This window comes from Zhongshania sp., assembly GCF_041623545.1.
Classification (GTDB): Bacteria; Pseudomonadota; Gammaproteobacteria; order Pseudomonadales; family Spongiibacteraceae; genus Spongiibacter.
Genome location: NZ_JBFJWS010000023.1, coordinates 1 through 18929 on the forward strand (window position 1 = coordinate 1; position 18929 = coordinate 18929).

Sequence of the window (18929 nt, forward strand, 5' to 3'; positions counted from 1 at the left end):
CCAGCGCTGACTGAAAGCAGGGCACCCATGCCCAGTTGTTTCATTTTTTTCTCGTCAAGTACGCTCACCGTAATTGACTGGAATTTACGGCCAAGGCTGCGGGCTTCGCTGGCGATGTATTCTGGGGTGCAGATATTGCCGGGAAGGTCACCAAGTTCGCAGGCGGTGTTGATGCCTTTGCCAATACTGCTGCCCACTTGTATTGCTTTACGGTTGGCCTCGGTATTGGCGCCTTGTAAACATACGCGGCGAATTGACAGTGGCGGCTTGGGCTTGCTGACAGTGGCGGTATAGCGATAGCTTGAGCTGACTAATAGTTGCGCAATGCGCTGATACTGCCAGTTAACTTTGCGGTCAACAACGCTGATATTGTCGAGTAAGTAGCAGCTGTCTTTGCAATCTGCCGCGGCTGGTGCGCTGAAAGTCGCTTGTATGATTTTGTCAAAATCATTGTCGTCAAGCTTACCGTCGCCTTTGCCGACGACTAATAAGCGTCGGGCTTTGAGGCCCGCAATACTTGGTAAATACAGTGTTTCCCCAAGCTTTGCTTTAAAGTCGCCGCGTTTTAGCAACTGACTGATAACACCGCCGCTGGCGGAGTCTACCGCTTTTGCCAGCTCAGAGCTGAGCTTTGCGTCAGTGACTAGGATCAGGCAGTCGGTATTAACGGTGCTAACATCTTTACAAGGCTTAAGGCTAATTTGCATGGAAACTCTCGCTGGCAGTAGGCTGAATTAGTGAAAATGCACGCCATTATTATGGGCCGGTCGCGAGTATTGGCAACCGTGCGGCGTAAAGGCAGTGTTCTGGGCTTAGTGTAAAGGGTATCATCTGCGCGTGAAATACTTATAGGTGTAAAGACAAGGTGCGTATTGGGCAATTGTCAGTGAGTGGGACGGTGGAGAGATGGCTGTTTGATTTTATTTAGGTACCTTGCCAGCGAGATGCTGAAGACGGTGTTTGCCGTGACCTTGACCTTGCTGGTTATTATTATGAGTGGGCGCTTTGTTAAATACCTAGGCCAAGTGGCCTCGGGAGACTTTGCCCCGGACGTGCTGTTGTTAGTTATGCTTTATCGCTTGCCCAATTTCTTAGAGGTCGTGCTGCCATTGGGCTTGTTTATCGGTATTTTACTCTCATATGGCCGTCTATATGTCGACAGTGAAATGACGGTGATGAGCGCCTGTGGCATGAGCCGTCGCCGCTTATTGATTTACACTATGATTCCCGCCACTTTTACAGCCGCTATTGTTGCGTATATTAGCTTGATTCTGACCCCGTCTGGCATTCAAGCCTATGTTAATTTGCTGTCGGATAGCCAGTCAGAGATTGGTGTTAAAGCCGCAGTGGAGGGGCGTTTTCGCTTGGATAAAGCCAGCGGGCGAGTGACCTATATTGAGAAGGCCAATCGCGATGATCAGACAATGTCCGGGGTTTTTATTGCTCAGCCCGAGCCCGTGCAGGCGGATGGTCGGCCTCTGGTGTCACTGGTTACCGCTGCCCAGGGCCGTTTCCAAGTCGATGAGGCCAGCGCTCAGCGTTACTTGGTATTGGACAGTGGTGTTCGCTACGTTGGTCAGTCTGGCTATATGGATTACCAGGTCACCAGTTTTAATCGTCTTGACCAATTGTTACGCGACCCCGAAGAAAAGACCTATCGCCAGGAATTAGACGGTAAGGACACCTCAGCACTTTGGGGCTCACCAGCGCTAGAGGATGTTGCTGCCATTCAGTGGCGGGTATCACTGGGTTTATTAGTCCCTATAGCAGCGTTGATCGCGGTGTCTTTAAGTAAAACTGACCACCGGCGTGGGCGCTTTGGTAAAATGTTTCCCGCATTTATGATTTATATGGTGTATCTGGTTTGTCTCAACGCGGTGCGTGATGCCATTGCTAAAGGCCAGTGGCCGGTGTTTCCAGGAATGTGGGCGGTGCACGGGGTATTCCTCATTTTGGGTTTATTGTTGCTTTATCGTGACAGTATGCATCGCCATTGGGTACTGAGTTGGAGACGTCGGCGTGCGTAAATTAAATCGCTATATTGGCCGCACGGTTGCTGGCGCCATTATCCTCGTTTTACTGGTTATAGTTGGTTTAGATCTATTATCTGAGCTGGTTGACGGGCTAAAAGAGATTCGCGGAGATTACACTTTTTTCTCGGTTTTGAAGTACGTGGCGATGATTGCGCCGGGTAGTTTCTATGACTACCTGCCTTTTGCAGCCCTTGTTGGCTGCCTCTCAGGGCTTGGCGCTTTAGCCAGTAGCAGCGAATTGATTGTTATGCGCTCTGCCGGTGTGTCTACTTGGCAGCTGGTATTGGCCGTGTTAAAGCCCACCATTATGTTGACCTTGTTGGGTCTGTGCGTGGCGGAATTTGTGGCGCCAGTGTCCCAGCAAATAGCAGAAAGTCAGCGCGCAGTGGCCTTGCAGAAAAGCGCGAGTATGCATTCTCGGCATGGCATGTGGCATCGAGAAGGGAAGCAGTTTATGCACTTTAACGCGGTGCAGCCCAATGGCGTGTTATTTGGTGTCAGTATTTTCAGTTTTGATGATGATCGGCGTTTAGAGCAAAACACCTTTGCTGAGCGCGCATACTTCATTGATGGTCGTTGGACCCTTGAAGACGCGAATGTTGTTGATTTCAACGACAAGGGTGCTAAAAAGCAACATTTCAGCCAATTGGATTGGCAGACTGGGCTGTCACCGGAGTTGCTGAATATTTTGGTTTTGGACCCTCAGGACTTATCTATTAGCGGCTTGTGGCGTTATGCGCATTACCTGAAAAAACAGGGTTTAAATGCCGGCGATTACGAGTTGGCCTTTTGGAATAAATTGCTGCAACCGCTGACTATTATTGGCATGGTGCTGGTCGCTATTTCCTTTATCTTTGGCCCCTTGCGCAACGTCACGATGGGCTTTCGCGTCTTTGTTGGGGTGATGGTCGGTATCGTATTTCGGACCGCACAAGATATCCTTGGGCCGTCGAGTATGGTCTACGGTTTCGACCCAATTTACGCGAGTTTGTTGCCCATTGCGGTGTGCTTTTTGGCGGGTATCTACATGCTCACGCGCCGGGCTTAGCCATTGCGATTATTTTTGGCGGTTTTCGGTACGGAGCGCAGTCGGGTTTTAGATGCGCGATCATGCCAAGCAAGGCCGTCGCGATCCAGCCAAATCCACCAGTAGCCCAGCCCGGCAAAGCCAAGTGCTGGTATAGCGACTAGCAGCCGAATGAGGCATTGTCCCCAGCTAGGCTTGCTACCATCGTGGCTTTCTAGTTTTATGCGCCATGCCTGCATGCCGAGGGTCTGGCCATTTTTGCGCCAGAACCAGCCATAGAAAACAATAATGAAACTCAAGAGGTAGGCTCGGTATATGCCGCCTTCAAGCGGTGAATTTAGCTCGTGCACAACACTATTATTGGCGGCCTCATTACCCATAATGTCAGGGCTAAACAATAGGGCGGGAATTAACGTAGCCACAAATAAAATCGCAAATAACAGAAAGCAGTCGTAAACAATCGCGGCGAGGCGGCGAAATACGCCTGGGGCTGGTAGGTCAGCAGTCATTCAGGGCAGTCCAAGTCAGAAACCGCCGTATTGTAGCAGAGCAAACTGTGCTTGCCTGCTTAAAAGGCAAGCGCGACGCCCAGTGAAAGAGAATCGCCACGAACATGTACTTTATAATCCGTGTCGAATTTACTGAAATTGGGGGCAGCGATACTCCCTTCTTCGTCGGGAAGAAAGCGTTTCGCGCCGCTGCTGCGTTCGTGGAAGGATTTGTACAGGCGTTTCGCGGCCATTTTAACAAGTGCGCTTACGGCGTCTTTGCCCTGCTTGGCATTGTCTTGATCCATCCACACGCGGTTAAAGCGCGCGTGATTGGCGTTGACGGCCTGGAAGTTGCCTGTTGCTGCGTCGCGCTCGATGTAAAAACTGAGACTTGGTTGATAACCCAGCTTTTGGTGGTGCGGCAGTGTTATGTCATGCTCCGGCGGTGGCCCCCAGCGCTGTGTTTGGCAATTGCCTGAGGTATAGACAAGCGGGGTGGCGGGCCCGGCGGCGCCCAATATTGCGGATGCCGTCATATTGCAGCTGACCAGTTTGAAGGGTTGTGCACCAATATTTGAGGCGCTCATACTCGACAAGGTAATGGCCGCAACGATCGGATTGATGCGGAAAAGCGTACAGTGTTTCATTGCATTCTCCCGGTGCAAAAGCCAGCGTAGCTGGGCTTTTTTTGGCGGTATTAACGTGCTGACCAGGCTCCTCAACCTAATCTTCACAACCACCGGTTTTGCAGCAGGGTAAAGATAAAATTCCCTGCCACATTTTTATTAAAGCCTCGGCAATAGGGAATTGCCACGGGTTTAGGTGGCAGTGGCGTATTTATTGATTTAACTCAAGATTGGCGGCGAAATAGCGGCCTGTCATGTACTCAGTTGGAATATGGCTATGGATTGCGACGGCTTGTTTCAGCTCGCCGCGACTAGAATGTCATTGCGACGCCGAGGGTTAAAGAATCACTGCGCACACGCACGCTGTAATCGGTTTCATACTGACTAAAGCGTGGAATGGCGATGCTGCCGTCTTCATTGGGTAGAAAGCGCTTGGCGCCGCTGCTGCGCTCATGAAAGGATTTGTACAAGTGTTTAATGCCCATTTTGACAAGGGCGCGAATGGCGTCTTTGCCCTGTTTGGCATTGTCTTGGTCCATCCAGATTTGGTTGAAGCGGGCTTGGTTGGCATTGAATGCATGGAAATTGCCGGTGGCGTTGTCGCGCTCAATACAAAAACTAAGCGTTGGCTGATAACCAAGTTTCTGACCATGGGGAAGTGTTATATCATTTGGGAGTGGGGCACCCCAGTGCTGAGCAAGGCAATTACCAGAAAGAAATGCCAGGGTAATGAGCGCGAGGTGCTTAAACCAAATTAAGAGACAGTTAATCGCTTGGCAGCCATTTTTTATATTATTCATTGCTGTTAGTCTCCATTGCCAGTTCTGTAACTGTTGGAAATTAGCTTACTCCCCCGCATACTATGGGTGAATAAGTAGATCTACCTTGCGGACTGCGGTCTAGGCGCAATAGCCCTAGGTGGAGGCCGAAGGTCAGGGCCAATCTAGTGCGGATACATAATAAAATCGGAAAGGAAATAAGCTAGATGCGGGTTTTATTGATAGAAGATGATGCCAGTGTGGCTGAGTACATAGTGAAGGGTTTACGAGAGAGCGGTTATCAAGTTGAGCATGCCGCCGATGGTAAAACTGGGCTGGTGCAGGCGACTACAGAGCAATATGACGCCCTTATTGTCGACCGGATGTTACCCCACGTCGATGGCCTGACGATTATTCAGACCCTACGCGCTGCCAATGACAGTACCCCCGCGCTTATCCTCAGTGCCTTGGGCGAAGTAGATGACCGGGTAAAGGGCTTAAAAGCGGGTGGGGATGATTACTTGGTCAAGCCCTTTGCTTTTGCTGAGTTATTGGCCCGTATCGAAGTGATGCTGCGCAGGCAAGAAGCGGGTTCTGCGGTAACGCGCCTTAAGGTTGCTGATTTAGAAATGGATTTGCTGGCCCACAAAGTGACGCGTTCAGGCCAGCCCTTCAATCTGCAGCCTAGAGAATATAAATTATTGGAATATTTGATGCGCCACGCCGGTCAGGTCGTGACGCGCACCATGCTCTTGGAAAACGTTTGGGATTACCATTTTGATCCACAAACCAATGTCATTGATGTGCATATCAGCCGCCTGCGTCAGAAAATCGATAAGGGTTTTGACAAGCCTCTGTTAAATACCGTGCGCGGTGCTGGATATATGTTGGATGATTCTCAGTAAAATATTTACCAGCTTCACCTTTCGGTTTTTGGTTAGCTACGTTGCGTGGCTGAGCCTTGCCGTTTTTATGGTGCTAGCGCTGATCTATGCGTTTATCGCTTACGATTTTTTTGCCGAAGTGCACCACTCGGTCACTGAAGAGTTAGGGGCGTTGAGCCAGGCCTACCAGGAGGGTGGCGAGGCCGCAGTGGCGAGTTTTGTGCAAGTCCACAGCGGGCCAGACCGGTTGATCCGGTTTTTCTATTTCGTTGGTGACGAACACCTCAATAAAATTGCGGGTAATCTTGAAGAGTGGCCTGATAGTGAAGAGTATCGCGACGGCTGGCTAGGGTTTAATTTTGAATCTATGCTCGACGACGCAGATTCAGTTGGCACTGAGTTTATTGCTAGGTCAAAGCAATTACCCGGTGGCGAACATGTTTTGGTCGCGCGCCATTATGCCGATGTACTGAATAGCACCAAACTGGTAGCCGGTGCGCTGACTCGGAGTATGGTCGCGACGATACTACTGGGCACCATCGGTGGCACTATCGTGGCGGCATTGAGTTTGCAACGGGTTGATCGTATCAATGTTACTCTGCGCCGCATTATGTCTGGCGATCTTACTGAACGTATCGATATTGATAGTAGCACCGGTGACTATCTGCGCTTGTCTGAGAGCGTGAACCAGATGCTGGACCGAATAGAGACCCTCATGACCGGGGTCCGGCAAGTTTCGGACAATATCGCCCATGATTTACGGACGCCATTGACGCGACTGCGCAATAAACTAAGCAGTTTGCATGAAAATTGTGCCGATCCGGGCAATCGTGAAGAGGTCGAGGCACTTATCGAAGAGGCTGATGGTTTATTGGGAACTTTCAGTGCCTTATTACGGATCGCGCAAGTAGAGTCGGGGAATCGGCGCTCGGGCTTCGCCAGTGTTGATTTGTGCACCTTGGTTTCTGATGTTATTGAATTATATGAGCCTTTGGCGGCGGAAAAAAATCAGGTGTTTCACACTGGGTTGGCCAAGGTCGGCAATTTTCATGGCGATCGTAATTTACTGTTTCAGGCGGTGGCAAACTTGGTCGATAACGCCATTAAATACACTCCTGAAGGCGGCAAGGTACAAGTAAATCTCGCGGTCGAGAAAAATGTTCTGCGTATCGAAGTTGCCGATAGCGGTATTGGGATTCCGGAGGAAGATCGTGAAAAAGTGTTTCAGCGCTTCTTTCGTGTTGAGCACAGCCGCAGCCGGCACCCGGGCAATGGCCTGGGGCTCAGTTTAGTGCAAGCGGTGGTAAAACTTCACGACGGCTATATAGACCTTAAAGATAATAAGCCGGGGCTGCGAATTATCTTGCGTTTCCCCCGGCCAGAGCAGCTTAGTTAAATTTCTGTCGTCTTATTACTTGAGCTTTAGGTGGCTGGTATCAGGTACTTTGTGCGCTACTTCGGGCTTGTCGGGCAATAACGGAGTGCCGGCTTCGCTGAGGCTGAGGTCGGCAGTGAGAGCCTCGATGTCAATTTCAATTTCAGGAGGCTTGGGCGGTAAAAGGTCGTCTCCGGTGGCCCCTAGGCTGATGTGCTCGGTGTCGGGGAGCGGCAGCGGGGGTGCCTCATGCTGATCGCTCAGGGTTTCGCCGCTGTTTGCCAGGCTAATGTGGCTGGTGTCGGGAGCAGCGCCAGTGCTCACATCGCGCTCCTCATCGCGCAGCACAGGGGTGCCCTCAGGGCTTAAACTCAGATTGGTCTGGGCGCTAGCGACGGGCGTTGGGTTTGTTGTCTGGTCGTCAATACTGCTTGGCTTGGCAACAGAGATGAGCCCAATTTTTGCGAAAACCTGTTGGTAGCGTTGGATTTCGCTGGCATCGAGGTCTTTGCGGATGCGATTGGGTTTTCCGGCGACTAGTTTTTCAACTTGATCTACAGGCCGTTTAAACAGCTTTGCTAGCTGTTGCAGGGCAGAACCCCGCGGATGGCCCGGAGCAAGTTCACCGGTGAGAAAGAGATCAAAACGCTGTGCAGTCATGGGGCGGATTACCTAGGCGATTTCCGAGTGTGGCGCGGTTTTATTCAACTTAGCAGAGATTATACTGGGGTGTTACGGCTAATGCGGTTTTTTTTGGGAAGTAGGTCAAGGGCGTTGAACAATGGATCTTGAAGCAGTGCCAACCCGCTTTGCTTGCTCATTATTGAATTTAGCGGCGGAGCGTGGTTACGAACACCAGAGTATTCTTAATCTTGCTGGGATTGCCTTTAATCCGCTAAACAAGCGCTCGCCGGGCTATCAGGCAACTATTTCCGCTATGCAATACAGCAAGCTCTATCAGCAAGTGATGAGTTTGGTACAAGACGAGGCCTTTGGCTTCATGCTGGGTAAAAACCTGACGCCTGGCGCCTTCAGAATGATGTGTTATTGCCTGATAAGCTGCGAAAATTTGGGCAGTGCAATAAAACGGGCTTGCGAGTTCTTTCGCACATTTTATGATGCCGATGCGCAAATCTACCTCGACACCCGCAAAGACAGCGCAATCGTGGGTTACGGAAGTGTTAAAAAGGGCTTTTCAGGCCCTCAGGTGGACGTCGCTGATCTTTACGGTTTGTCGATTTGGCATCGTTTCTTCTGTTGGTTGGTGGGCAGCAATATTGAGTTGAAGGAAGTGCGTTTTGCCGGTCAGGCTCCTGTAGGTAAGGCGCGAGTAGCTAAGTACCAAGAGTTGTTTGGCTGTCCTGTTTACTATGGCCAGTTACGGGATGAGTTTGTTTTTGATACGCGCTACCTTGGCTACCCGCTGGTACACAATGAACGCACCTTGAAAGACTTTTTGCGGGCAGCGCCATATCCGCTTATGGTAATGAGCGGCAGTCGCGACGATGGAAGTTTGGTGGCGCGGGTGCGGGCCATGATTGGCCATGACTTCTCTCAGGGGTTCCCCAGTTTTGAGCGTATTACCGCGGCGCTGAATATGTCCGCACCGACGTTGCGGCGACGATTGAAGAAAGAAGGCACCACGTTTCAACAGCTCAAGGACGAGTGTCGCCGCGACGCAGCCATGGCTTATCTCGGTAATTCCGAGTTATCTATTAACGCCGTTGCGGCCTTAATGGGCTTTACTGATCCCTCCGCATTTCACCGCTGTTTTAAGAAATGGACTGCGATGACCCCCGGTGAATACCGCGTATATGAGCGTGAAAGCCATAGTTAGTTTATGGTCTATAACTTGTAACATTCTGATATTTAAATATTTTTATAATATCTGTCAGTACTTTGACCGAAAATGTCATTGTCTCTAACTGAGTGCGCAGTACATTGTGGCCACCGTGTGCACAGCAGTGTCACCGTGAATTCACTCTCAGTTCGGTAGGACAAACCATGGCAGAAGCATTTATTTATGATGCGATTCGCACCCCCCGCGGCAAAGGTAAGCGCGGCGGCGCGCTTTATGAAGTAAAACCCATTGATTTGGTTACTAACCTGCTCGAGGCGCTCAAATCTCGCCACGATCTCGATACCAGCAAGGTCGAAGACCTGATCTTGGCCTGCGGTGAGCCTGTAAAAGAGCAGGGCCAGAATATTGCAAAAGCGGCGCTGGTGTATTCTAGCTGGGACGACAGTACTACCGGCGCGCAGTTACACCGTTACTGTGCAGGTGGTTTAGATGCAGTGAATCTCGCGGCGGCCAAGGTCGCGGCTGGTTATGAAGATTTGGTAGCTGCGGGCGGGGTAGAATCTATGTCCCGCCTCGGTATTGGTGCCAGCGGTGGCGCGACTGGCGACCCCTGGGTGGCCATGAAAAGCTATTTCATTTCCCAAGGCCTGGGTGCAGATATGATCGCCACCATGGACGGCTTTAGCCGCGAAGACGTTGACCGCTATGCGGTCATGTCCCAGCAGCGCGCTGCCCATGCTCGAGAGCAGGGTTATTTCAAATCGATTATTCCAGTAAAAGACTTCAACGGCGTGACGATTCTCGATCACGATGAGTTTATTCGGGCCGATACCTCAATGGCGGCACTGGCAAAGCTTAAACCCGCGTTCCAAATGTTTAATGACTATGGTCACGGCGGCGTTGCGAGGCTTAAATATCCCCAATTGGAAAACATCGAGTGTGTCCATACACCTGGTAATTCATCGGGAATTGTCGACGGTGCAGGCTTGGTTTTAGTCGGTAGTGAACGCGCAGGCAAAGAACAAAATCTTAAGCCCCGCGCTCGTATTCTGAGTTGTGCCTTAGTAGGAACTGAACCGACGATTATGTTGACTGGTCCCGCGCCAGCTACCCAGAAAGCCCTGCAAAAAGCCGGCCTCACGGTTGATGATATTGATTTATTTGAATTAAACGAGGCCTTTGCCTCCGTGGTGCTTCGCTACCAGCAAGTGCTGGGCATTCCTGACGAGAAAATCAATGTGAATGGCGGCGCTATTGCGATGGGTCACCCTATTGGTGCCACGGGCGCGATGATTCTCGGCACGCTACTCGATGAGCTTGAGCGCCGCAATCTTAAGCGCGGCGTGGTTACCCTCTGTGCCGGTGGCGGGATTGGTATCGCAACTATCATTGAGCGCGTGTAAAGCGCGCTGACCATTGTATTTGCAGGGCTGCGAGCACGATAGCGCTGGCGGTTCTTCACGGGAAAAGAGATTAAGTTAATGGGATATATTCGTTTAGAAAAAGACAGTGACGGCATTGTTGAACTGATTTTCGATCAGCCCGGTAAATCGGTTAACACCATGGGCCGCGAGTACGATGAAGCCATGCGTACTGCTGTTGCGCAATTGCAGGAAATGGTCGCGGAGGGCGCCGTCGTCGGCATTTATGTGCGCAGTGGCAAACCCAGCCAGTTTTTTGCTGGTGGTGATATTAATGAAATGCTGGAAATGGATTTAAAACCCAGCGAAGCGAAGAAAACCGAAATGTACGAAGGTCTAATGGCGACGAAAGCGCCATTGCGTACCTTGGAAACCCTTGGTGTTCCTGTTGCCGTTGGCCTGAATGGGCCAGCGCTGGGTGGCGGTTTTGAAATTGCCCTAGCCTGTCATTATCGCGTTGCGATTAATGGTGTGCAGGTCGGTCTGCCAGAAGCCATGATTGGCTTGATGCCGGGTGCTGGTGGTGTGGTGCGCATGACCTACTTACTGGGTATGCAAGAAGCGATTGGTCTTATCAGCCAGGGTAAACGCCTAAAAGCGGCTCAAGCCCTAGAAAAAGGCTTGCTGCACGAATTGGCGAGCGACGAAGCCGATATGCACGCTAAGGCTAAAGCGTGGCTTAAAGCTAACGCGGGCGCAAAGCAGGTCTGGGACCAAGATGGCTATCAGATGCCTGGCGGCGGCCCAGATGAGCCGGCGAATCAGGGGCTCACTTTCTTTGGCCCGGCCAATGTCATGGTGCAGACTAAAAATTTAATGCCTGCTCAGAACGCAATATTTGCCTGCGTGGTGGACTCGGCCAGAGTTGATTTTGATACGGCGCAAAAAATTGAAGGCCGCTATTTTTTAAGTCTACTTTTGGATCAAACCGCCCGTAATATGATGACGGCGTTTTTTGTGCAGATGGAAGCCTTGAACAAAGGCGCCAGTCGGCCAGCAGTTGCTGAGCGTTTTGTTTGTAAAAAACTTGGCATTATTGGCGCAGGCCAAATGGGTGCGGGTATCGCGACTATCGCTGCGCAAAAAGGAATTAGTGTTGTACTGAAAGACATTAGTCAAGAAAATGCAGATCGCGGTAAAAGCTACGCCGACGCCTTTTTCACCAAAGGCATTGCGAAAGGTAAAGTCACTGAAAATAAAAAAGCCGAGTGCATGGCGCTAATTAAGGCCAGTGCCGATTACGCCGACCTCAGTGACTGCGATATGGTTATTGAAGCGGTATTTGAAGACCGCAAAGTTAAAGCAGCAGTGACTAAAGATACCGAAGCAGTGATTAAATCCAGCAGTGTGTTTGCGACTAACACCTCCGCTTTACCGATTAGTGAACTCGCGGAGGCCAGTACGCGGCCGGCGAACTTTATTGGCATGCATTTCTTTTCGCCGGCGGAAAAAATGCCTCTGGTAGAAATTATTCGCGGCAAGCTCACCTCGGACGAAGCGCTGGCCAAGGCCTTTGATTTGGCGCAGCAGCTGGGTAAAACACCGATTGTGGTAAACGACGCAGCGGGCTTCTTTACTACCCGTGTTATCGGTACGACCATCTCTCAGGGCGGTATCATGCTGGAGGAGGGGATTAACCCGGTATTAATTGAGTCTGCTGCCCGTGACAATGGCTCACCGATTGGGCCACTAGGTGCAATAGACGAAATTAGCCAGGAAACGGCATATAAGAACGGTAAACAAGCAAAAGCTGATGTTGAGGCCCAAGGTAAAGTTTGGGAAGAAAACGCTGTTTCACGGGTGCTGGATCGAATGGTTAATGAGTTCGGTCGGCGCGGCAAGGTGCATGGCGGTGGTTATTACGCTTACCCTGAGGGCGGTCAAAAGCATTTGTGGCCTGGCTTAAAAGACGCGTTTGCGCCAAATGGCTATAAAGAAATCCCCTACCAGGATATCAAGGACCGCCTTACTTTTTGCCAGTCGCTAGAAGCGGTCCGGGCAATGGAAGAGGGCGTTATTGAGAATGTCGGTGACGGCAATATTGGCTCAATAATGGGGATTGGTTTTCCCGCGCAAACCGGTGGCGCATTCCAGGCGATTAATGCCTACGGACTGCGCGAATTTGTAGCGCGGGCGCAAGAGTTGGAAGCGAAATACGGCAGTGATTTTGCTGTTCCCAAGCTGCTAATAGACCGGGCTAACGAGAACGCGCTTTTCCTATAAGCTCTCTGAGATGCCCCATTAACGCGAATTGTTATTGGTTTTGATGGGGCTTTTACTTAAGATTTGTTTGGCATATTGCTAAATTAAATCGAGACGACCATGTCCCATGTTTTCACCTACGGTAGTTTAATGTGTGCCGATATTATGTCGGCGGTAAGTGGTGTGAACACAGTGCCGGAATCGGCGCTACTGGGGAATTATCGCCGCTACGCAGTGCTGGGTGAAGACTATCCAGCGTTGATTGCAGAGGCTGGTGCACAAACTCCGGGCCTGCTTTATCGCAATATCTCCGATGAGGCCCTGCGTCGTTTAGATGTGTTCGAAGGGGATTACTATCAGCGTTGCGAGCTTGTTGTAGCACTGTTGGATGGGCGCCAAGTGAGGGCGCAAACCTATGTCTTTCGAACAGACTACCGACATTTAGTAGCCGATTGGTCCTGGAGTTTTGAGCATTTCCTAAATGTAGGGAAAGCAAAGTTTGAGAGCGCCTATCTCGGCTTCCAACACTTACCGAGTCAAGAATGAAAGCCCTTAGCTTGCCGCGCTAAAATTGATAAATTCCTCGCAAATAATATCCCGTCCCGTTGCACCCTGCATAAAGCATTGCCGATTGGCTTGCCTTACAAAGTCATTGCCGCCGCAAATATAAACCCGGCGGCCACGCAGTTCTGTAAAATTTTCCTGTAATTGTTGCTGCCAAGTCTCATGCGGTGGGCCATCGGCGCTGGCGAGTGAATAACTGAACTGAGGATGGTCTGCCTGCAGCTGTTGTAAGGCATCGAGCATGTAGTAATCGCTGGCTTGCTTTACGGTAAACAGCAGGTGAATAGTGCTTTGATGGTCGTGATTTAATGCATCCTTTGCAACGCCGAACAAGGGGGCAAGCCCGGTGCCTGCGGCAATCAATAATATGTCTTGGTGGCTTTGCTTGTTGTCGTAAACACATTCGCCGTAGGGGCCTTGAATAAAAAGCTCGTCGCCGATCTCGGTATTCAATAACTGCGGGCTCACTGCGCCATTTGGATATATTCGAATATGGAGTTCAATAAAATCCTCGAGGCTGGCAACACTGGCAATAGAATAGCAGCGGGCGGTGTTGTCGTTTAGCCAGAGGGTAATATATTGCCCAGCCCGCCAACGCAAACGGCAGTGCAGGCGAAGACGCAGTATTTTTGGATTTAGCTGCATTTTTTCGGCAATGGTGGCTAAGTGTTTTTCGCCGCTTAAATCAGGCAGTCGAAGCGTCATGTCCTGTTCGGGCTCGCAGCGGCAGCTTAAAAAATACCCTTGCTGGATACGCTGATTACTGAGGCCGTGCTGGCAGTCCTCGGGTATTTGTTCGGGCTTGGCGATTAGCATGCAAGCGTGGCATGCGCCTGCGCGGCAGCCGTGGGGGACGCTAATCTTATTTCTAAGCAGGACGTCTAAAACATTTTCGTCATCATGGACGGCGTACTTTCGCCCATTAAAAGTCAGGGTGCTCATATCAAATGAATGAATCCAAATCGTCGATTAATGCTGGATTGCTTAGCAGCGCTGCAGTAAAACCAGTACCTCATAGTGGGCGGTATGCGGGAACATATCAAATAGTTGCACGCGATTAATACGATAGCCTTCAAGGTGGCTTAAGTCTGTGGCCAAGGTGTTGGCATTACAGCTTGAATAGAGCAAGTAATCTGGCGCAAGTTGCTTGATTTGTTGGCAGAGTTCATTGCCTAAGCCTCGACGAGGTGGATTGACAATAATCAGCTCGGGCGCGGTTAACGCGCTATCGCTGGCGAATGCCGTTGAGTCTAAAGCTTGAAAGCGAACCTGGGCACCTAGGCCCATTTCATCAGCACTGCGTTGGGCGCAGGCGATGGCTTCTGCTTCAATCTCAATCCCGATGAGCTGACGCTCTGGCGTTAAACAGTGCAGGCCAAAGCCACCGGAGCCGCAAAACAAATCCCAGTATATGGCAATGTCTAGGTCAGCTGTCCACTTCGCTGCGGTGGCGTATAACTCGGCCGCCATGTCGAGATTGGTTTGGAAAAAGCCCTTGGGCCGCTGATATAGATTTATGCCGTTAAGCTTGTGGCGTAACCAGACGTCGCCGCTAAGGATACGCTCTTCTGGGCCTTCTATGATGGCCATCGGCACGGGCTGGATATTGATCGATACGGAACTGATTTTCGGGTGTTGTGCCAATAAGTTTGGGAGAGCTGCTCGTATTTTGGTCTCGGCGTTGGTGCTGCGCAAAACGAGTCGCAGCATGTATTGACCCTCGTTATTGCGGTTAAGTAATAGGTGCTTAAGCTCACCCTGACGGCTTTTAATATCGTAGGGCGCAATCGCGATGCTAGCAAGCCAGCGCTCTAGTTCGCCGAGCAGAGCCTGCATTTCCGCTGGGTAAAGCGGGCATTCACAGAGGCTAAGTGCTTGACCGCGGTGATTGATAATACCGAGCATGGCGTGTTTGGCGGTGCCGAGCGCGACCATTTTGGCTTTGTCGCGGAAACCTTGGCTTGCGGAGCGGTTTGACGGCAGTAGTGGCGGTGCGGAAAACGGAGCCAACAGTGTATTTAGCAGGGCTTCCTTGTCGTTTAACTGCTGGGAATAGGGCCGATCCAGCCAATTACAGGAACGACATTGATTTGATTCAAAAAATCGGCAGTGCATCGCTGGACTCAAAATAGCTAGGTGTTGGCTTGGGTCGCTAAGCTTGCCATCGCAAACTATTTTGGGCAATTATAATTCCGGTAATGCCTCGCTAGTAATTGTTGATTGGCACTCACCAAGTTTAGTTTAGCGTGGCTAATATTTGGAGGAGTTGAACATGGAAGACCCCGGCAAAGAAGCGGCTATTTTATCGTCTTGGCATAAAAATGTTGATGCTTGGACCAAGGCTGTTAGGCAGGCAGAGATTGCTAGTCGGGTCGCGGTAACCGATGCGGCTATTGTCAACGCCGTGGTTGCGCAAGGCCCAAAGACGGTGCTCGATATTGGCTGTGGCGAAGGTTGGTTGGTCCGAGCGCTGTCGAATTTGGGCGTGGCCGCGGAGGGCGTGGACGGTATTGCCGGGCTGATAGATCGAGCCATTGAGCGGGGCGGTAAATTTTCGGTCTTGTCCTACGAAGATTTTGCGCAGGGCGCGTGGCGTAAGCCAGTCGATTGCGTGGTTGCTAATTTTTCCTTGCTTGGTCATCGCGTGGTCGCCGACGTCTTAGCGGTGATTCCGACCGTATTGAATGTGAACGGGTGCTGCATTATTCAAACCTTACATCCTGCTTTTAGCGGTGCCCCGTATTGCGATGGCTGGCGAGAGGGCAATTGGGACGGTTTTAGCGCTGATTTTAGCGAGCCAGCGCCGTGGTATTTTCGAACCTTAAACAGTTGGCTAGCGTTATTTACCGCCAGCGGCTTTACGTTGCATGAACTCATTGAACCCTTAAACCCACAAACCAGCTTGCCGACCTCGGCTATTTTTGTACTTTGCCCAATACCTAAAAGTCGCGGTCACGGTAAATGACAAGGCCGCGGTCTTAGGCTTTAGGGTTTAGCCTGGGGGGCGAATCAACTACACTCGACAGCTGGTTTTACTAGGAGCAGGTAGGTAATGAATAATACGCACAGCAAAGCAGTAGGTTATGTTTTGTGGATTTTTGGATTTATGGGCGCGCACCGGTTTTACTATGGGCGGCCGGTGAGTGCGACAATTTACTTCTTTACTCTAGGTTTGTTTTTGATTGGCTGGATTGTCGATTTGTTTTTAATTCCGAGTATGGACCGGGATGCTGATCGGCAATATCAGGCGGGAACCACCAGCTATACATTGGCTTGGGTGCTGTTGACCTTTCTGGGTATCTTCGGATTACACCGTTTTTATATGGGCAAATGGATCAGCGGTATTGTGTATTTGCTGACAGGCGGTGTTTTTTTGTTGGGTATCATCTACGACTATTGGACATTGAATCAGCAAATTAACGAACAGAACACCACGTTGTTTTCGCGCTGAATCCAATGGTGTTCAACCTCGGCTGAGCTGGGATGCAGCTCCCCCTAAGAGTTTATTCAATTGCGCGTTTTAATTATTGGTTATGTCTGGCCCGAGCCGAATTCATCGGCTGCGGGCCGGCGTATGCTGTCCTTAGTGTCCACACTCCAAAGTAATGGCGGCGAGATTCATTTTGTCAGCGCCGCAGCGAAAGGGGAGCACAGTGTTGATTTAAGTGAGTTGGGTGTTACCGCTCGTGCGGTAGCCTTAAATTGCGATAGTTTTGATAGCTATGTCGCCGAGTTGCAGCCTGATGTTGTGGTGTTTGACCGATTTTTAATGGAAGAGCAGTTTGCTTGGCGAGTGGATCGGAGTTGCCCAGCAGCAGTTCGCATATTAGACAGTGAAGACCTGCACTGCCTGCGCGACGCCCGTCACAAGGCGCTTAAGCAAAAGCGATTGTTGAATCAGCAAGACTTGAGCAGTGAACTGGCACTGCGGGAAATCGCATCGATATGGCGTTGTGATCTTACCTTGGTGATTTCTGAGTTTGAGATGGCGCTTCTTCAGGACACTTACGGTGTCCCCGCGGATTTACTGCATTACTTGCCCTTGCTCACGGATTTTACCGCAGATCAGGCTACGCAGTGGCTGCCCTATGCCGAGCGGCAGCACTGTGTGGTGGTGGGTAATTTCCGCCACGCGCCAAATTGGGATGCTGTTCAGTATTTGCGTAGTGAGCTGTGGCCTTTGATTCGGCGCCAACTACCCACGGCCGAATGTCATGTTTATGGCGCTTATCCGCCCCCAAAGGCCTTGCAATTACAAAGCGAAAAGCTGGGGTTTTTGATCAAGGGCTGGGCAGACGACGCTGACGCGGTTGTGAGAAACGCTCGCTTATGCTTGGCGCCACTGCGCTTTGGTGCTGGCCAAAAGGGGAAGTTATTGGCTGCCATGGAGTGCGGTACACCGTCAGTAACCACGATGATTGGCGCTGAAGGGATGCGTGGTGATATGCCTTGGGGCGGAAGCGTTGTTGCCGATTCTGAGCAATTTTCGGTCGATTATTCTGACGCGGTTGTGAGGCTTTACCAAAATAGTGAACGGTGGGCGGTGGCTCAGCAGTGTGGGCGTGACTTGTTACTGCAGCGTTTTCAAGCGAGTCATTTTCTGCCGGGGTTTACGCGCTGCGTTGATAGCTTGCGGCAGGATATTAACGGCCATCGTGGCAAGCACTTTAATAGTCTGATGCTCCGTCACCATACGATTAAGAGTAATCAATACATGTCCCAGTGGATTGCCGCTAAAAATCGGGACCAGCGTAAGCCGCTGGACTAGATCGCTTCGCCAGTGGGGCGTCGAAATAGAGCTGCTCCTAGCGAGGTGTTAGTGTGTCATAGTGAGTGTCCTCGAGATTGCATTTCGACGGTAAATCTGCGAATGTTGGGAGGATTAGCGCTATTTAGTCAGCTTTAACAATAACAAAACACAGACATTACGCGGGCAAAACTTATGGCTGGCGGAGGTGAGAGCGGTATGCAGCACATGATTTTTGATGCCCACCTGCACATTATTGACCCAGCGTTTCCTTTGGTCAGTAACGATGGCTTTTTGCCTGATGCTTTTACGGTTGACGATTATGTAGGCCAAACGGCAAGTCTCGGGGTTGGCGGCGGCGCGGTAGTGTCGGCGTCCTTTCAGTCTTTTGATCAAAGCTATTTAATCACGGCGTTAGCGGCGCTGGGGCCGACATTTGTCGGGGTAACGCAAGTGCCCTATACCATCAGTGATGAAGACTTATTATTACTGGGCAGCCACGGTGTGCGTGCGGTGCGCTTTAATCTGCGTCGGGGTGGCTCAGAATCTTCGGAGCATCTAATTGAATTTGCCCACCGTATCTACGATTTACTCGGCTGGCATATTGAAATTTATGCCGATTGCAAATCCCTGACCGAGCTCTGCGGTGAGTTGTGCCGTTTACCGGCAGTCAGCATTGATCATTTGGGTTTGTCTAAAGAGGGCCTACCGGTGTTGTACCAGCTGGCCGAGAGCGGGGCTAGGGTTAAAGCTACTGGTTTTGGCCGTGTTGATTTTGCCGTCAGTCAAGCGATTCGGCGCCTCTTTGAGATCAATCCTGATGCCTTGATGTTCGGCACGGATTTGCCGTCTACCCGTTCACCACGAGCCTTTAATCCAGTTGATATCGAAATCATAGGTAATGCGCTGGGTGACTCTGCGACCAAAAAGGTGCTTTGGGACAATGCCGCGGCGTTTTATCGACTTGGTGTGTAAGGCCGGTCATTCTAATTGACCCCTA

General features: G+C 50.8%; 19 protein-coding genes. 12 read left to right on the forward strand and 7 right to left on the reverse strand.

Going from position 1 to position 18929, the window contains the following annotated elements; all coding sequences use genetic code 11:
• Positions 1–707, reverse strand: a 707-nt coding sequence (locus ABYT30_RS04990; RefSeq protein ID WP_373095503.1) for a M17 family peptidase N-terminal domain-containing protein, incomplete at its 3' end; no start/stop codon positions are given.
• A gap of 207 nt (positions 708–914) precedes the next feature.
• On the opposite strand from ABYT30_RS04990, the gene lptF reads away from it, so the two are divergent.
• Both lptF and lptG read left to right on the forward strand, forming a co-directional pair.
• The gene (lptF, locus tag ABYT30_RS04995; RefSeq protein WP_373083797.1) at positions 915–2027 is read left to right on the forward strand and encodes an LPS export ABC transporter permease LptF; all 1113 of its coding nucleotides are present in this window, start codon (positions 915–917) and stop codon (positions 2025–2027) included.
• Positions 2020–3081 (forward strand): LPS export ABC transporter permease LptG, encoded by a 1062-nt coding sequence (gene lptG / locus ABYT30_RS05000; protein WP_373083795.1) that lies wholly within the window; start codon positions 2020–2022, stop codon positions 3079–3081. The genes lptF and lptG overlap by 8 nt, the downstream gene beginning before the upstream one ends.
• On the opposite strand, the gene ABYT30_RS05005 is transcribed toward lptG, so the two are convergent.
• From ABYT30_RS05005 to ABYT30_RS05015, 3 genes are all read right to left on the reverse strand, one after another.
• Positions 3078–3569, reverse strand: coding sequence for an RDD family protein (locus ABYT30_RS05005; protein WP_373083793.1), 492 nt, complete (start codon positions 3567–3569; stop codon positions 3078–3080). The genes lptG and ABYT30_RS05005 overlap by 4 nt on opposite strands.
• A gap of 59 nt (positions 3570–3628) precedes the next feature.
• On the reverse strand, positions 3629–4198 hold the full coding sequence (locus ABYT30_RS05010; protein WP_373082981.1) for a hypothetical protein: 570 nt from the start codon (positions 4196–4198) through the stop codon (positions 3629–3631).
• A gap of 290 nt (positions 4199–4488) precedes the next feature.
• Positions 4489–4977 (reverse strand): hypothetical protein, encoded by a 489-nt coding sequence (locus ABYT30_RS05015; protein WP_373082979.1) that lies wholly within the window; start codon positions 4975–4977, stop codon positions 4489–4491.
• Positions 4978–5162: 185 nt separating this feature from the next.
• Here ABYT30_RS05015 and ABYT30_RS05020 point away from each other — a divergent pair, with 185 nt between their 5' ends.
• Together ABYT30_RS05020 and ABYT30_RS05025 are read left to right on the forward strand one after the other, a co-directional pair.
• Positions 5163–5840: a winged helix-turn-helix domain-containing protein gene (locus ABYT30_RS05020; protein WP_373082978.1), complete on the forward strand. Its 678-nt coding sequence runs from the start codon at positions 5163–5165 to the stop codon at positions 5838–5840.
• Positions 5827–7215 carry an ATP-binding protein gene (locus ABYT30_RS05025; protein WP_373082977.1) on the forward strand — a complete coding sequence of 463 codons (1389 nt, stop codon included), beginning with the start codon at positions 5827–5829 and terminating at the stop codon, positions 7213–7215. Before ABYT30_RS05020 ends, ABYT30_RS05025 begins: the two co-directional genes overlap by 14 nt.
• A 15-nt stretch (positions 7216–7230) precedes the next feature.
• Here the strand turns inward: ABYT30_RS05025 and ABYT30_RS05030 are convergent, their stop codons facing one another.
• Positions 7231–7854, reverse strand: coding sequence for a hypothetical protein (locus tag ABYT30_RS05030; RefSeq protein WP_373095506.1), 624 nt, complete (start codon positions 7852–7854; stop codon positions 7231–7233).
• 121 nt (positions 7855–7975) lie between these two features.
• Here ABYT30_RS05030 and ABYT30_RS05035 point away from each other — a divergent pair, with 121 nt between their 5' ends.
• The 4 genes from ABYT30_RS05035 to ABYT30_RS05050 all read left to right on the forward strand — a co-directional run bounded on the left by ABYT30_RS05035 (position 7976) and on the right by ABYT30_RS05050 (position 13164).
• A complete protein-coding gene (locus tag ABYT30_RS05035; protein ID WP_373095508.1) occupies positions 7976–9031 on the forward strand; it encodes an AraC family transcriptional regulator in 1056 nt (351 codons plus the stop codon).
• A 167-nt stretch (positions 9032–9198) separates the two neighbouring features.
• Positions 9199–10398: an acetyl-CoA C-acetyltransferase gene (locus ABYT30_RS05040; protein ID WP_373082974.1), complete on the forward strand. Its 1200-nt coding sequence runs from the start codon at positions 9199–9201 to the stop codon at positions 10396–10398.
• Between the two features lie 78 nt (positions 10399–10476).
• Positions 10477–12639 carry a 3-hydroxyacyl-CoA dehydrogenase NAD-binding domain-containing protein gene (locus tag ABYT30_RS05045; RefSeq protein ID WP_373095510.1) on the forward strand — a complete coding sequence of 721 codons (2163 nt, stop codon included), beginning with the start codon at positions 10477–10479 and terminating at the stop codon, positions 12637–12639.
• Between the two features lie 99 nt (positions 12640–12738).
• Positions 12739–13164, forward strand: a complete 426-nt coding sequence (locus tag ABYT30_RS05050; protein ID WP_373082970.1) for a gamma-glutamylcyclotransferase family protein — start codon at positions 12739–12741, stop codon at positions 13162–13164.
• A gap of 6 nt (positions 13165–13170) precedes the next feature.
• Here ABYT30_RS05050 and ABYT30_RS05055 read toward each other — a convergent pair whose 3' ends face one another.
• Together ABYT30_RS05055 and rlmC are read right to left on the reverse strand one after the other, a co-directional pair.
• Positions 13171–14124: an FAD-binding oxidoreductase gene (locus ABYT30_RS05055; RefSeq protein ID WP_373095513.1), complete on the reverse strand. Its 954-nt coding sequence runs from the start codon at positions 14122–14124 to the stop codon at positions 13171–13173.
• A 42-nt stretch (positions 14125–14166) separates the two neighbouring features.
• A complete protein-coding gene (gene rlmC, locus ABYT30_RS05060; protein ID WP_373078348.1) occupies positions 14167–15366 on the reverse strand; it encodes a 23S rRNA (uracil(747)-C(5))-methyltransferase RlmC in 1200 nt (399 codons plus the stop codon).
• Positions 15367–15454: 88 nt separating this feature from the next.
• Here rlmC and ABYT30_RS05065 point away from each other — a divergent pair, with 88 nt between their 5' ends.
• The 4 genes from ABYT30_RS05065 (at position 15455) to ABYT30_RS05080 (ending at position 18904) form a co-directional block, all read left to right on the forward strand.
• Positions 15455–16147 (forward strand): class I SAM-dependent methyltransferase, encoded by a 693-nt coding sequence (locus ABYT30_RS05065; RefSeq protein ID WP_373078346.1) that lies wholly within the window; start codon positions 15455–15457, stop codon positions 16145–16147.
• Positions 16148–16234: 87 nt separating this feature from the next.
• Positions 16235–16633: an NINE protein gene (locus ABYT30_RS05070; protein ID WP_373078345.1), complete on the forward strand. Its 399-nt coding sequence runs from the start codon at positions 16235–16237 to the stop codon at positions 16631–16633.
• A gap of 135 nt (positions 16634–16768) precedes the next feature.
• Positions 16769–17950, forward strand: a complete 1182-nt coding sequence (locus ABYT30_RS05075; protein ID WP_373095515.1) for a glycosyltransferase — start codon at positions 16769–16771, stop codon at positions 17948–17950.
• Positions 17951–18148: 198 nt separating this feature from the next.
• Complete coding sequence (locus tag ABYT30_RS05080; RefSeq protein WP_373078341.1) at positions 18149–18904, forward strand: amidohydrolase; 756 nt, start codon at positions 18149–18151, stop codon at positions 18902–18904.
• The last annotated feature ends 25 nt before the right edge of the window (positions 18905–18929 follow it).